Annotated in this window: 17 protein-coding genes; 14 read left to right on the top strand and 3 right to left on the bottom strand. The window is 37.9% G+C overall.

Features of this window, described 5'->3' with window-relative positions:
* The first annotated feature begins 106 nt into the window (after window positions 1–106).
* The 8 genes from G7074_RS06825 (at window position 107) to atpG (ending at window position 6,287) form a co-directional block, all read left to right on the top strand.
* Entirely contained in the window at window positions 107–331 is a 225-nt protein-coding gene (locus tag G7074_RS06825) for an AtpZ/AtpI family protein (protein WP_124560572.1), read from the top strand.
* A 298-nt stretch (window positions 332–629) separates the two neighbouring features.
* Window positions 630–899 (top strand): hypothetical protein, encoded by a 270-nt coding sequence (locus tag G7074_RS06820; RefSeq protein WP_233603902.1) that lies wholly within the window; start codon window positions 630–632, stop codon window positions 897–899.
* A gap of 14 nt (window positions 900–913) precedes the next feature.
* The gene (gene atpB / locus G7074_RS06815; protein WP_124560571.1) at window positions 914–2,083 is read left to right on the top strand and encodes a F0F1 ATP synthase subunit A; all 1,170 of its coding nucleotides are present in this window, start codon (window positions 914–916) and stop codon (window positions 2,081–2,083) included.
* Between the two features lie 42 nt (window positions 2,084–2,125).
* Window positions 2,126–2,338, top strand: a complete 213-nt coding sequence (atpE, locus tag G7074_RS06810) for an ATP synthase F0 subunit C (RefSeq protein WP_025144011.1) — start codon at window positions 2,126–2,128, stop codon at window positions 2,336–2,338.
* A 90-nt stretch (window positions 2,339–2,428) separates the two neighbouring features.
* Window positions 2,429–2,923 carry a F0F1 ATP synthase subunit B gene (locus G7074_RS06805; RefSeq protein ID WP_090983248.1) on the top strand — a complete coding sequence of 165 codons (495 nt, stop codon included), beginning with the start codon at window positions 2,429–2,431 and terminating at the stop codon, window positions 2,921–2,923.
* Between the two features lie 120 nt (window positions 2,924–3,043).
* Window positions 3,044–3,583, top strand: a complete 540-nt coding sequence (gene atpH, locus G7074_RS06800; RefSeq protein ID WP_124560570.1) for an ATP synthase F1 subunit delta — start codon at window positions 3,044–3,046, stop codon at window positions 3,581–3,583.
* Between the two features lie 149 nt (window positions 3,584–3,732).
* Window positions 3,733–5,307 carry a F0F1 ATP synthase subunit alpha gene (gene atpA / locus G7074_RS06795; RefSeq protein WP_124560569.1) on the top strand — a complete coding sequence of 525 codons (1,575 nt, stop codon included), beginning with the start codon at window positions 3,733–3,735 and terminating at the stop codon, window positions 5,305–5,307.
* Window positions 5,308–5,393: 86 nt separating this feature from the next.
* Window positions 5,394–6,287, top strand: coding sequence for an ATP synthase F1 subunit gamma (gene atpG / locus G7074_RS06790; RefSeq protein ID WP_124560568.1), 894 nt, complete (start codon window positions 5,394–5,396; stop codon window positions 6,285–6,287).
* A gap of 306 nt (window positions 6,288–6,593) precedes the next feature.
* Here atpG and G7074_RS06785 read toward each other — a convergent pair whose 3' ends face one another.
* Window positions 6,594–7,301, bottom strand: a complete 708-nt coding sequence (locus G7074_RS06785; protein WP_124560567.1) for a hypothetical protein — start codon at window positions 7,299–7,301, stop codon at window positions 6,594–6,596.
* Between the two features lie 143 nt (window positions 7,302–7,444).
* On the opposite strand from G7074_RS06785, the gene G7074_RS06780 reads away from it, so the two are divergent.
* From G7074_RS06780 to G7074_RS06770, 3 genes are all read left to right on the top strand, one after another.
* Window positions 7,445–8,209, top strand: a complete 765-nt coding sequence (locus tag G7074_RS06780; protein ID WP_124560566.1) for a 5'-nucleotidase, lipoprotein e(P4) family — start codon at window positions 7,445–7,447, stop codon at window positions 8,207–8,209.
* A 58-nt stretch (window positions 8,210–8,267) separates the two neighbouring features.
* Window positions 8,268–8,486 carry a hypothetical protein gene (locus tag G7074_RS06775; RefSeq protein ID WP_124560565.1) on the top strand — a complete coding sequence of 73 codons (219 nt, stop codon included), beginning with the start codon at window positions 8,268–8,270 and terminating at the stop codon, window positions 8,484–8,486.
* Window positions 8,487–8,780: 294 nt separating this feature from the next.
* Complete coding sequence (locus G7074_RS06770; RefSeq protein ID WP_233603901.1) at window positions 8,781–9,677, top strand: DUF4349 domain-containing protein; 897 nt, start codon at window positions 8,781–8,783, stop codon at window positions 9,675–9,677.
* 106 nt (window positions 9,678–9,783) lie between these two features.
* Here the strand turns inward: G7074_RS06770 and ruvC are convergent, their stop codons facing one another.
* Entirely contained in the window at window positions 9,784–10,380 is a 597-nt protein-coding gene (gene ruvC, locus G7074_RS06765; protein ID WP_124560564.1) for a crossover junction endodeoxyribonuclease RuvC, read from the bottom strand.
* A gap of 41 nt (window positions 10,381–10,421) precedes the next feature.
* Here ruvC and G7074_RS06760 point away from each other — a divergent pair, with 41 nt between their 5' ends.
* Genes G7074_RS06760 through G7074_RS06750 form a run of 3 tightly spaced genes read left to right on the top strand, consistent with a single transcriptional unit; the run spans window position 10,422 to window position 13,655 of the window.
* Entirely contained in the window at window positions 10,422–11,399 is a 978-nt protein-coding gene (locus G7074_RS06760; RefSeq protein WP_124560563.1) for a lysylphosphatidylglycerol synthase domain-containing protein, read from the top strand.
* Entirely contained in the window at window positions 11,377–12,513 is a 1,137-nt protein-coding gene (locus G7074_RS06755) for a glycosyltransferase (protein ID WP_166207558.1), read from the top strand. Before G7074_RS06760 ends, G7074_RS06755 begins: the two co-directional genes overlap by 23 nt.
* A complete protein-coding gene (locus tag G7074_RS06750; RefSeq protein WP_124560561.1) occupies window positions 12,513–13,655 on the top strand; it encodes an ABC transporter permease in 1,143 nt (380 codons plus the stop codon). Before G7074_RS06755 ends, G7074_RS06750 begins: the two co-directional genes overlap by 1 nt.
* 121 nt (window positions 13,656–13,776) lie before the next feature.
* On the opposite strand, the gene G7074_RS06745 is transcribed toward G7074_RS06750, so the two are convergent.
* Window positions 13,777–14,229, bottom strand: coding sequence for a ubiquinol-cytochrome c reductase iron-sulfur subunit (locus tag G7074_RS06745; RefSeq protein ID WP_124560560.1), 453 nt, complete (start codon window positions 14,227–14,229; stop codon window positions 13,777–13,779).
* Window positions 14,230–14,237: the final 8 nt, after the last annotated feature.

The following is a 14,237-nucleotide window of genomic DNA, read 5'->3' as shown; positions in this document are numbered from 1 at the left end:
AGTATGATAGGTATCTTTAGTATAACATATAAACAAATTGTAATCCAAATTATTATTGGTAGTCAATTTTAATTATTCAAAGTTAATTTAATTATTGCATTAAAAAATGGAAAATCCGAAAGAGGAAGATACAAAGAAAAAGGTAAATGCGGCCGCCAAATATTCGGCCATCGGCTTCCAGATGATTGCTACTATTGGCCTTTTAACTTTTATTGGCTACAAGATTGATGAACACAAGCAAAGCAAAACCAATTTAATAACGGCAGCTTTTGCCCTGGCAGGGGTAGGAATTGCACTTTACCAGGCCATCAGGCAGGTTACCAGGGATTAGTTTTCGGTTAGAAGTTCTCGGCTAACCGATTAACCAATTCAAACCGTTAATCAAAATCCAGCAATAGTAACCCTCATCTTGATTAACCCGGTTATACAATAATTATCTCCCACACTAGTTAGTTGATACTAAAAACCTTATCTTTGCCGAAGTTTTTATTTGCTAACAAATTATTCCATTGACTCTGGCCAAATTTACAAGTATCTATTTCATCTTCGTAGGCTTATTAATAGGCATTGTTGCTGTTTTACCCTTACTATTTCCTAATACCCAACTTTTTATTGATAATTTTTGGGTGATGTTCGGCTTTTTAACTGGCATTACTTACATCGCTTATTTGCTGGTTGATATTGGTATAAAACGCGATCCTGAGGTAGGTATTATGGCTATTATGGGATCGATAGCAGTGAAGATGATTTTTTGTATGGCTTTTGTCTTGATTTACAGTATAAAAGCAAAGGGAATTGGGCTTGTATTTCTGCTTAATTTTTTTTCTTTATATTTATTGTTTACGGCCTTTGAAATTTACTGTTTGTTACGTAACTTGCGCCACCAAAATTTAAAGTAAAAAACTGCCAATAAATGGATTGTAACCGAGTTTTTGTGTCTAAAGTTAAAAGGCTAACTATTGTTTTTACGCTTTTAATCGCGTTTTTATCTATCAAAATTGATACTTTCGCTCAAGTTGATAGCGCTGTTGTACCTGTTGATAGTGCTGTTGCCGAATCTGCTCATGTAGCTTCTGGAGAACACGGAGCATCAGCTGAACATGGCGAAGAAAAATTCGAGCCAACCAAAGTAATTATGGAGCACATTGCGGATTCGCACATGTGGCACCTATGGGGGCATACTTCATTGCCTCTTCCAGTAATTTTATATACAGCTAATGGTTTAGAGGTGTTCTCTTCAGCTCATTTTCATCATGGTGAAGAAGATTATCAAGGTAAATACAATAAATACCGTTTGGTAACGGGCTTAAAGCAGAGCATGTCGAAAGATATGTTTAATAAAAATATTAAAGTTGTTGGTGCAGACGGTCAGATTGATGAAAATGCATCTGATACAGTAATTGATTTATCTATTACGAAAAATATAGCAGCAATGTTTGTAGCTATATTCGTAATTGTAATTGTGTTTGCTACTGTAGCAAGAGCTTATAAAAAACGTGTAGGTAAAGCGCCAAAAGGTTTGCAGTCTTTCTTTGAGCCAATCATTATCTTTGTAAGAGATGATATTGCTAAGCCGAACATAGGTCATAAATACGCTAAATTTATGCCTTATTTGTTAACTACGTTTTTCTTTATCTTATTCAATAACTTATTAGGTTTAGTGCCAATTTTTCCAGGTGGTGCTAACGTAACCGGTAATATTGCTTTAACATTTGTGATGGCTTTAGGTACCATGATTATTGTTAACATTAATGGTAACAAATACTATTGGAAACACATCTTTTTGCCTAGCGTTCCATTTTGGTTATGGCCTTTAATGGTTGTTGTGGAAGTAATAGGTATTATTTCAAAGCCTTTTGCTTTAATGGTACGTTTATTCGCAAACATTACAGCTGGTCACATTATCGTATTAAGTTTAATATCGTTAATCTTTATTTTCGAAACATTGGCTATTGCTCCAGTTTCAGTTGCATTCGTATTGTTTATGGATGTGTTAGAATTGCTGGTAGCGTTTTTACAGGCCTTTATTTTTACATTACTAACTGCCTTGTTTATTGGTATGGCAGTAGAAGAACATCATTAATAGAAAACTATTTTTTACAAATTAATATAAATTAAATTAGTTATGGTAGGTTCAATCGCGGCAATTGGTGCCGGTTTAGCAGTAATCGGTGCAGGTATCGGTATCGGTCAAGTAGGTGGTAAAGCAATGGAAGGTATTGCTCGTCAACCAGAAGCTGCATCAAAAATTCAGACTGCAATGATTATCGCTGCTGCCCTTATTGAGGGTGCTGCTTTATTCGGTGTGGTAGTTGCATTATTAGGCTTAAACGGTTAATAATCACTGAAGAAATTAGGTAGGGTATTTAACGATTGGTTATTTACCCCACCTTATTAAAAAAGATTGTTTTTAAAAATTAGATAAAAAATGGAATTAGTAACCCCAAGCATAGGATTGGTTTTTTGGACTTCGTTAGCATTCATCTGCTTATTGATCTTACTTAGAAAATTTGCATGGAAACCGATTTTAGGTGCTATTCACGAACGTGAGCAAAGCATTGATGAGGCTTTAAACAAAGCTGAATTGGCAAAACAGGAAATGGCCCGTTTAACCAGCCAGAATCAGGATTTAATGCAACAGGCCCGTGCCGAGCGCGACGAAATTTTGAAGGAAGCTAAAACCCTAAAAGATAGTATCTTAAACGAAGCTAAAAAACAAGCTCAGGTAGAAGGTGCTAAATTGATCGAGAAAGCTAAAATCGAAATCGAAAACCAAAAGAAAGCAGCTTTAGCAGAAGTTAAAGATCAGGTTTCTACTTTATCATTAGAAATTGCAGAACGTGTTTTACGTACTCAATTAGATGATAAAACTAAACAGGAAGCTTTAGTGGCTAACTTGTTAAAAGACGTTGAATTAAACTAGTTTTGAGAAAATAGATTTGAGATACTAGATATGAGATGTTAGATATGAGATAGGGTAATAGCTCTAAAATCTCAGATCTCAAATCTCAGGTCTCCCATCTCCGATCTCACACCTAAAAATATGTCAGAAATTAAAGTTGCAAGCAGATACGCCAAATCATTAATAGACCTAGCCGTTGAAAACAACGCTTTACAGGCCTCTTATAACGATATGGTTTTATTTGAAAAAGTGGTTGACGAGACCCCTGAACTGGAAGCGATATTAAATAACCCGATTGTACCTTTAGATAAAAAGACCGGTATTTTAAACGGTATCTTTGCTGATAAGGTAGGTGCCTTAACCATCACTTTTTTCAAAATTGTGGTTAACAAAGGCCGTTCGGCTATTTTATTTGCTACGGCAAAACAGTTTGTGCAACAATACAATCAGATTAAAGGTATCGTTACTGCTGATGTTACTTCTGCTACAGCTTTAAGCGCTGGAGCTAAAGAAGAGATTGTTGCCATTGTGAAAAAGGAATTAGGCGCTAATGAAGTAATCGTTAATGAAAAAATTAACGAGAAACTAATTGGTGGTTTTATATTAAAAGTTGGCGACAAACAATTTGATGCGAGTATTGCCAGCGGTTTAAGTAAACTTAAGAAAGAATTTGCGCAATAGCGCTAGCGCTAAGGGTTAGGCAAACGGCAGTAAACGCCAGGCGCCAAACGCTAAGCACAAAATAAAAATTGCGACAAGCGGATGGCGAATAAATGCCAGGCGCCATGCGCTAAGCACTAAACATTTATAAAAAGATATAAAGTAAAATTATGGTAGAGGTAAGACCAGACGAAGTATCGGCAATTATCAGACAGCAATTGGCGGGCTTCAAATCAGAAACCGAACTGGAAGAAGTTGGTACCGTGTTGCAAGTAGGCGACGGTATTGCCCGCGTTTACGGTTTAACTAAAGTTCAATCAGGAGAGTTGGTTGAATTTGCAAACGGACTTCAGGGTATCGTATTAAACCTTGAGGAAGATAACGTTGGTGTGGTACTTTTGGGTGCTTCAGACGAGATCAAAGAAGGTGATACCATTAAACGTACCAAAAAAATTGCCTCTATTAAAGTTGGTGAAGGTATGCTTGGCCGTGTAGTTAACACTTTAGGTGAGCCTTTAGATGGTAAAGGTCCGATTTTAGGTGAAACTTACGAGATGCCTTTAGAGCGTAAAGCACCAGGTGTAATTTACCGTCAGCCGGTAAATGAGCCTTTACAAACTGGTATTAAAGCAATCGATGCAATGATTCCAATCGGTCGTGGTCAACGTGAGTTAGTTATTGGCGATCGTCAGATTGGTAAAACTGCTGTTTGTATCGATACCATTATCAACCAAAAAGAATTTTATGAAGCAGGCCAGCCTGTGTTCTGTATTTACGTAGCTATTGGCCAGAAAAACTCTACTGTAGCTAACATTGTACGTACATTGGAAGAGAACGGTGCTTTACCATATACAGTTGTTGTTGCTGCTTCGGCTGCAGATCCTGCTCCAATGCAGTTTTATGCTCCGTTTGCAGGTGCTGCAATTGGTGAGTTTTTCCGCGATACTGGTAGACCAGCTTTAATTGTTTATGATGATTTATCTAAACAAGCTGTGGCTTACCGTGAGGTATCTTTATTACTTCGTCGTCCACCGGGCCGTGAGGCTTATCCAGGTGACGTTTTCTATTTACACAGTCGTTTGTTAGAAAGAGCTGCGAAAATCAACGCTAACGATGATATCGCTAAAAACATGAACGATTTACCTGAGTCGATCAGACACATCGTTAAAGGTGGTGGTTCATTAACAGCACTTCCAATTATCGAAACTCAGGCAGGTGACGTTTCTGCTTATATCCCGACTAACGTAATTTCGATTACTGATGGTCAGATCTTCTTAGAGTCGAACTTGTTCAACTCAGGTATCCGTCCGGCTATTAACGTAGGTATCTCGGTATCACGTGTAGGTGGTAATGCGCAAATCAAATCGATGAAAAAAGTTGCTGGTACTTTAAAGTTAGATCAGGCTCAATACCGCGAGTTAGAGGCTTTCTCTAAATTCGGTTCTGACTTAGATGCTGCAACTAAATCGGTACTTGATAAAGGTGCACGTAACGTGGAAATGTTGAAACAAGCGCAATTCTCTCCATTCACTGTTGAGAAACAAGTTGCAATTGTTTACGCTGGTACTAAAAACTTAATGCGTAGCGTTCCGGTTAACAAAGTAAAAGAATTTGAAACTGAATTCTTAACTCAATTGGAACTGCGTCACCCTGAAACTTTATCGGCATTAAAAGCTGGTAAATTTGATGATAACATTACTGGTGTTTTAGATACAGTAGCAAAAGAGATTTCAAGTAAATATTAATAAGATTTGAGACATGAGTTTTGAGATTTGAGATTAGGACTTAACGTCTCAAATCTCATGTCTCAAAACTCACATCTAAATAAAGAATGGCTAATTTAAAAGAAGTAAGAAACCGGATTGCATCGGTACAGTCAACACAGCAAATCACCAAAGCTATGAAAATGGTTTCGGCGGCTAAGTTGAAACGTGCTACCAACGCAATTATCGCTTTACGTCCTTATGCAACTAAACTGAAAGAGATTTTAGGTAATCTGTCAGCAAGTTTAGAAGGCTCTTCATCACCTTTTATCCAGGAACGTGAGCCCAATAAGGTTTTAATTGTTACTGTATCATCAAACCGTGGTTTGGCAGGTGCTTTTAACATGAACGTAATTAAAGCGGCCAATAATTTAATTGCTGAGAAATATAGCGAACAGTTGAAAAACGGTAATGTAAGCATTATTTCTATCGGTAAAAAAACTCAGGATTTTTACGAGAAACGTAAATACAACGTTATCGGTAACAATAATGAAGTATTCTCTGCCTTAACTTTCGAAAACGTAACTAAAATTACGGATGCGATTATGGCAGGATTTGTTAAAGGTGAGTTTGATAAAGTAGAGGTGGTGTATAACCGTTTCAGAAATGCAGCTGTACAGTTTATCACTACCGAGCAGTTATTGCCTTTACCAAAAGCTGAACAGGCGGCAGAGCAAAAAGAAGAGAAGAAAACAACCAATGTTGATTATATCTTGGAGCCTTCTCAGGAAGAAATCGTTGAGCAGCTAATTCCTAAATCAATTAAAATCCAGTTGTACAAAGCAGTGCTAGATTCTCATGCATCTGAGCACGGTGCACGTATGACATCGATGGATAAAGCAACTGAGAATGCCGGTGAGTTATTGAAAGCGTTAAAACTTTCGTACAACCAGGCGCGCCAGGCAGCAATTACAACCGAGTTAACGGAGATTGTAAGTGGTGCAGCAGCATTGAATGGATAACATTAAGTTTGAAGTTCAGCGTCCTTAGTTTGGAGCCTGAACAAGCAAAAAATATAAAACCCATTTCTTAATTGAGATGGGTTTTTTTGTTGGCCATAATTTTGTAAGTCAGCATTATTATGCCCTGAAAGGCCATTTAGCGAAGCATTTATTATTTTCTTACAAATGGCGTCAGATAAAACTTACTTTATTCGTTAAAGCAAAACAATGCGTACTTAAACATGCTAAAAATGAAGCCCATTCCTGTTAAGAAATGGGCTTTGTATTCTATGCTAAATGATTTAATTAGCTAACAGGCTTAAAATATTAGAAGTATAAGGATTCTGTATCTAATCTCAATCTTAAATAACCATTCTCAATTTTTTTAATGTTACTACCGTCTCCATGGTAAACAGAGGCGTTGAACTTAGCTTCAAGTAGGTATTTGCCTGATTTAAGCATTTGGAAATTTGTAATTTCAAATTTTGACTGGCTTTGTAGTTCTGCCTTAAGTGGAGCAAAATATAAAAGACTACTATATGAAAATGTTTGGAATCCATAATAATTTCCACTCAATTCTATGGCAATGCCATTCTGGGTATTTGTTTTTGAAAAATCTATAGCATATCTATGTTCTCCGATCGAGAACAAGTCAAGTTTGTTTAGCGGAACAAAAAATGCATTATTAGTTTCATTTTTTGTATATCTTTTTAAGAACATGATTGTTATCCCATTTTTACCGCCAGAGAATTTAAATGTTCGCCCGAACATTACTGCATCCTGATCTCCAGAGGAATACTCAACATAATTAACAACAGAGTCTAATTTCCTATTCGCTTTTGCATTTAGCATGCTTCTAACCGCTTTATCATTCAGAATAATTTTTTGACCTTCGATTATGTAGGAAATAGAATCTCCAAGTAATTCTAAGGAATTATTTTTTTCATCTATTGATTCTTTAATTGGCGATTCTTTTTTACAAGCAACAAAGAAAAATAAGATAATGGCAATGACCGAGAGCTTTTTATAATTCATGATAAATCAGATTTTGTTAGCATACTGCTAAAAATAAATAATTTATAGAACTAAAAAATTAAAAAAAAGAATTACTACGACATATGATTTAATTGAATACTTCATTATTAGAGTTTATTATCTTTATATTATAATATTATAGTATGAAAAAACAAATACTGATTATCTTATCGCTCATCCCATTTATGGCTGCTGCCCAAAATCCTGCGCGTGATTATACCAATGCCGTGCTATGGCAACAAACATCGGGCGAATACCGAGCTTTATGCTTTCAGGCCTACAATTTTGCACATTTATCGCTAAAAGAGGCTGTATGGGCAGATACGAGCATCAAACCCAATTGCGTAATTGTGGATATTGATGAAACGGTGCTGGATAATTCAGCTTTTCAGGGGCATGAAATTAAAAAGGGTTTAAGTTATGCGCCAACCGATTGGACTGAGTGGACCAATTTAGCACAGGCCGATACTGTTCCGGGGGCACTGGCTTTTTTAAAGTTTGCTGAAAGCAAAAACATCGAAACTTTTTATGTAAGCAACCGCGATGAAAAGGATTATGGTGCAACTTTGAAAAATCTGCAGAAATTTGGTTTTCCATATGCTGATGATACACATTTGCTGGTTTCGAAAGGCACTTCTAACAAAGAGCCCCGAAGACAAAAAATAGCAGAAACGCATAACATTTTAATGCTCTGTGGCGATAATCTGAGCGATTTTTCGAATGTTTTTTACCGCGAAAATAAATATACAAACGAACAAGTGAACTTAAACCAGCAGCTTTTTGGTGTTAAATTTATAGTATTACCAAACCCTATGTATGGAGATTGGGAAAAGCCTTTGTATCAGGGTGAAAACCTATCAGACAAGGATAAAGCCAAACAACGTTTAGAACGATTAAAAAGTTACTAAGTTTATATAATTATTCAGCAATAAGTATTACTTTTGCTGCATCATAAAAATAAACATTATGGAGAACAACGAATTAAAGCACAATACAGAAAGTATGCAAACGGCTAACCAGCCAGGAATTTATAAATTAATGATTTTTGGTGTACTGGTTTGCATGGTGGGTACTTATGCGCGTTTCGCTTACGATTCATGGCAAGTATCATTGGCTTCTTGGATCGTTTTGTTTATCGGTGCAATTATCGCCATTAAAGGTGTATTCAAAATTTTAGATGCATAACATATTTTCTCTCTAAATAATAAAGCCTGTCTTGTTCATTCATGACAGGCTTTTTTGCTTTTATCCTTTTCAGAAAAAATATTTTTAAATTAAATCAGGCCTCAAAGTAGCAAATAGGTTAATTTTTGGCGTTAGCGAGAAACTCCGGGAACCCAACTCCCAATTATTCTGGGTTACCTTAAAGCAATTTTGGTATAAAGGGAAAACGCGGTATAAAAATAAAAGATGCCGCAACTTCACTGGCCAGAGAAGATAATTTCACACAAATGATTAACCCATTAGAACCACTAAATCATGAAAAGGATTATTATTGCTATGGCCGTAGCTGCATGTTTGTTCGGCTGCCAGAGTGCTGAAAAAAAATATGGATCAGTAGCCTCGACTGAGGAAATTAGTAGCGGAGAAAGTGCAGATAGCACCAGTACAGTTGCTCCCAAAATCATTAAAACTGCCGATATGCGGTTCCGCGTTAAAGATGTGCAGAATACCAAAGAAAAACTGAGTCAAACCGTCAAAGCACAGGGAGGCACTGTAGCGGAGTTCTCTATTCAGAGCGTTATCCAGGAAAGCCAGAAGGTTAAACAATCGATCGATTCGCTTAAAGAAATTACTTCATACCGTACCGAGGGTTACCTTGTAGCCAAAGTGCCATCAGAAAGGCTCGACGATTTTACCAATGCCATTGCTAAAATGGCGGTATTTGTCGATAACCAATCGATGAAAATGGACGACCAGAGTATTGCTTACCTGGCCAATAAACTCAAAGCCAACAACAGGGTAGAAGCTGTTGAGCGCATTAATAAAATGGCGACTAAAAAGAGCCCGAATGTAGAAACGTCGCTTTTTATCAAAGATGATTATGTTGACCGGAAAATTGAAAATCTGCTGATTGATAACCGCGTAAAATACAGTACCATTACACTCAATTTTTATCAGGATAATACGGTTAAAACCATGATTGTAGCAAATGATAATGTGTACGACTATAAACCGGGTTTCGCAGATCGTTTTTGGCTAGGCCTGGTAAACGGTTGGACTATTTTTAAAGAAATTATCCTTGCCCTTTCTAATTTATGGATGTTAATACTGGTTGGTGTTGCTGTATTTTTTGTAGCTAGGTACCTGATTAAAAAAAATAAGCTTGCAACTGATTTAGCTACTAAGAACCTGATAGATCGGGCCAGACAATAACTGTTATTTATAAGTCGTTCTCTAATGGTTCGTGTACTGCACGAACCATTTTAATTTATCTTTGGCGTAGGTGCCTAATTGTTTGTGTCTGCACAGACTATTTAAACTAACCTTTAAGCTTGCCTGTAGCCTTTTTTATTCCTGTAACCTTGGTTTTGTTGTCACTTACAAAAGATTCCCAGCCTGAGTAAGTTTTAGATTTGCCACCAGTGGTAATTTTTTGAAATGAATGGCAAACGGCGACGGCTAAACCATCTGTCGCATCTAAAAATTCGGGCGTTTCTTTAAAATTTAATAACCTTTGTAGCATGGCGGCAACCTGCTCTTTGGTAGCGTTTCCGCTGCCCGTAATCGATTGTTTGATCTTTCTGGGCGAATATTCTGTTACCGATATATTTCTGGATAAGGCAGCAGCAATAGCAGTTCCCTGTGCACGGCCCAATTTTAGCAATACCTGGATATTCTTGCCATAAAAAGGCGCCTCAATTGCAAGTACATCTGGTTTATACTGATCAATTAAAACAACGGTTTTTTCGAAAATGCGTTGAAGTTTAAGAAAAGGATCGTCGAGATGGGTCATTTTTACCACCCCCAAACTAATCAGCTCTGTTTTATTTCCCTTTTCTAAAATAACACCATAGCCCATCACCGCAGTGCCCGGGTCGATGCCCATAATAATCCGTTCCTTTTTTTCGTTCAACATTACAGCAATATTAAGCATATTTGCAATCTAAAAAGACAAGTTTGACAGGCAAGCACAAAAAAATATTATCACTGCTTATTAAAGCGGCCATTGTGCTGTTTGCCTTTTGGTTTATTTACCACAAGCTTGTTGCCAATAAAAACCTGAGCGATTTCGGTACCCTGCTAAAAGATATCGATCAGCTCGAGATTACTGCAGTAATTGGACTGGTAGTGCTCCTGATGTTTGTAAACTGGCTGCTGGAGGCGGCAAAGTGGAAATACTTAATGAGCCACATCGAAGCCATAAGTTTTTACCGCGCCATTGAATCTGTTTTTTGTGGTTTAACAATGGCTATTTTTACCCCAAACCGTTTGGGTGAATATGGAGGCAGGGTGTTCTTCCTTTCACCTAAAAGGCGGATTGTAGGCGTGGTAGCCATGAGCGTTGGCAGCATAGGGCAGCTGGTACTAACCAATGTTTTTGGGGCAATTGCTGCCTGTTTTTTCATCTACCGCTTTATTCCGATCGATCGTATACTGTTTATTGCTGTGGTTTTTCTTGCCGTATTCTTCTGTCTGTTTTTTATTGTTTTCTATTTCAATATCAAATGGTTAAATGGTATCCTGCTATCCTTTAAGTTTACCCGCAAATACAAAAAGTTTTACAGTATTTTAGGCCGGTACCGCAGAAAAGAACTGTTACGTATTATTGGTTATTGCATGGCCCGGTATCTGGTTTTCAGTTCGCAATATTTTATTTTGTTTATCTGGTTAATACCCGGTTTGCATTATGCCGATATTGTAATGATGACTTGCTTGTTGTTCCTGGTCCAATCGGCTTTACCTTCGTTAGATTTGTTCGATGTAGGCGTCAGAAGTGTTACCGCTGTCGAATTGTTTAAGCATGTAAGCGATCAGCATGTTGCTGTTATTGCATGTACAGCAAGTATCTGGCTCATAAATATTATAATTCCTGCTATATTAGGTGCTTATTTCGTTTTTAAACTCAACTTTTTTGGAAATCTTAAATCTAATTAGTCTATTATCCGCTGCATTAACGCTCATTTATGCTTTTCTGGTGCTTAGTTTTATCAGGGGGTGGCATAATTTAACTTATTTTATTCCCGAAAAGTCGGATCCACAAACCAAGGTTTCGATTATTGTAGCTGCTCGTGATGAGGAAGCTAATATTAACAAAACGATCGATGATTTGATTGCCCAGACATATCCAAAGGTGTTAACCGAAATTATCATCATCGACGATCATTCTACCGACCGTACTACAGAAATTGTACTGAGTTATGCCGGCAAAAATGTAAGGCTGATTAAACTTAACGAGGATAGGGCCTTAAATTCATATAAAAAGAAAGCCATACAAACGGCAATAGGTACCTGTGCCGGCGATTTAATTGTAACTACCGATGCCGATTGTAGAATGGGCGAAAACTGGCTGGCAACGATTGTACAATTGTTTGAGCAGAAAAAGTATAAAATGATTTCCTCTCCGGTGGCCTATTTCCAGGAAAAGAGCTTTTTTGAAAGGTTGCAATCACTTGAGTTTTTATATCTGATTGGTTTGGGGGCATCAACCATTGGTAATAAACAACCTTCTACCTGTAATGGTGCAAACCTGGCTTACGAGAAAACAACTTTTTATGAGGTTGGCGGTTTTCAGGGGATTGATGATTTGGCTTCGGGCGACGATGAATTGTTGTTGCACAAAATTGCCGCAAAATATCCCGATCGCATTGGTTTCCTTAAAAACAGGGATGCTATCGTATACACGCACGCCAAAGAAAATTTAAGCGCTTTTATTCAACAGCGCCGACGTTGGGCTTCAAAAAGTACGCGGTATAAAAATAAAGGAATTATTGTGCTGGGCGTACTTATCTGGATTTTCAACCTCAGCATACTTTCAAACTTTATTACCGGATTGTTTATCCCTGGTTTTTTAACCATCACATTTTATCAATTGTTGGTTAAAATGGTTTTGGAAAGCTTATTTTTATGGGATGTAACAGGCTTTGCAAAAAGGCGGAGTTTGCTCATTTTAATTCCGGTGTTAAATGTGTTACACATTTTATATATGGTGTACATAGGCATTGCCGGAAACAGCGGAAAATATAATTGGAAAGGCAGAATGGTTAGATAATGGATAACAGCCCGTCAAAAAAAGTATGGTTAAAGTTTAAGCGGAATAAGTTTGCCTTTGCCGGACTGATTTTCATCTTACTGCTGATGGTGATGGGCATTTCGGGCTATTTGATTATGCCCGATGATTCTCCGGATGCGAACGTACAAACCTTACAGTTAAATAAAAAACAACCCGGAAGCTCCTTTACTTTTCTCATTACAGGTAGAAATCCAAAGGTAGAAAAGGTTAGTTTTTTCGAAAGAATGCTGTTTGGCCAAACACCAACTTTTAAAAGTATTCCAATTACGGGGTATAAAATAGCTGGGCAAACCGTTTTTGTTGAGGAGTATATCGGCGATGATGAAAAAGCAAAGGTAACCCAATACGCGCTGAGTGATTTATGCCCAGATTGTATTTTACCATCTAAAGTGGGTACACCACTATCTCTATTCGAAAAAAATAATATTTACAAGAAGACTTATATTTTAGGAACGGATATTTATGGCCGCGATTTACTAAGCCGGGTAATTTTAGGTATTCGCGTTTCGCTATCAGTGGGCTTAATGGCAGTACTCATCTCACTTTTTATTGGTGTGAGTTTGGGCGCTATAGCGGGCTATTTTGGCGGGCGCATTGATGCATCCATTAGTTGGTTTATGAATGTGGTGTGGTCTTTACCTTCACTTTTGCTGGTTATTGCTATATCTTTTGCTCTGGGGAAAGGTTTCTGGCAAATTTTTATCGCCGTTGGTTTATCCACTTGGGTAGATGTTGCCCGATTAGTACGCGGGCAGGTTATGGCGCTAAAAGAAGTTGAGTTTGTAGAGGCTGCAAGGGCGTTGGGTTTTAGTACCAGCAAAATCATTATCAAACATATATTACCCAATATAGCCGGTCCTATTTTGGTCGTCGCTTCATCTAATTTCGCCTCGGCAATATTACTAGAAACCGGTTTAAGCTTTTTGGGTTTTGGAGCGCAACCCCCCATGCCAAGCTGGGGTAGTATGATTAAAGAGCACTATGGTTATATTATTATGGATGCAGCGTACCTGGCCATTTTGCCGGGGTTAGCCATTATGTTTACGGTTTATGCCTTTAATGTGCTGGCTATAGGCCTGCGCGATGCTTTTGATGTTAAAGGTCAGAATGTATCTGTTTAACCCTAAAATATATAAGAAAAAGCTATGTTGAGCCTGTCGAAAGATTAGCTTAATGGTATATTAAAGCGTTTCGATTGGCTCAACATGACAAACTTATATCTCCGGTTACACTAACAATCCTTTAAGCTGTTGCGCTAAGCGTATTGCCCGAAACCGTTAATGCATAAACTTTTAATGCACTTGTAGTACCACCATCGTTGGGTTGGGCTAAAATGCTTCCCGTTGTGGTGTATCTCGAACTATGCAAAGCGCATTGTATATAATTGCTGGCCTGAATAAAGCTCAATGCACCGCCCTGGTGTGGGCAGGCCGCTTGCGTAGCCACAAATGAAGTAGATGCATTTCCGCTTGCTGTTCTGATAAACAGGATGCCGCTTACCACAAGTGATGCGCCTACGGTGAGCAACTGTGTAGTTAGGTCAACACTGGCTGTTGTCCCGGGAGGAACCCCGCCACCATTTGGTTTGCTGGGTTCGGGCGAATCGCTCTTTTTACCACAGGCAGAAAAGCAGGCTCCGGTGCATACCATAGCAACACCCAAGCCTAAAGATTTGATAAATTCGTTACGTTCCATAATTTTTT

Source organism: Pedobacter sp. HDW13, assembly GCF_011303555.1.
In the GTDB taxonomy this organism is placed as follows: domain Bacteria; phylum Bacteroidota; class Bacteroidia; order Sphingobacteriales; family Sphingobacteriaceae; genus Pedobacter.
This window is presented reverse-complemented; position numbering and strand designations above follow the sequence as displayed.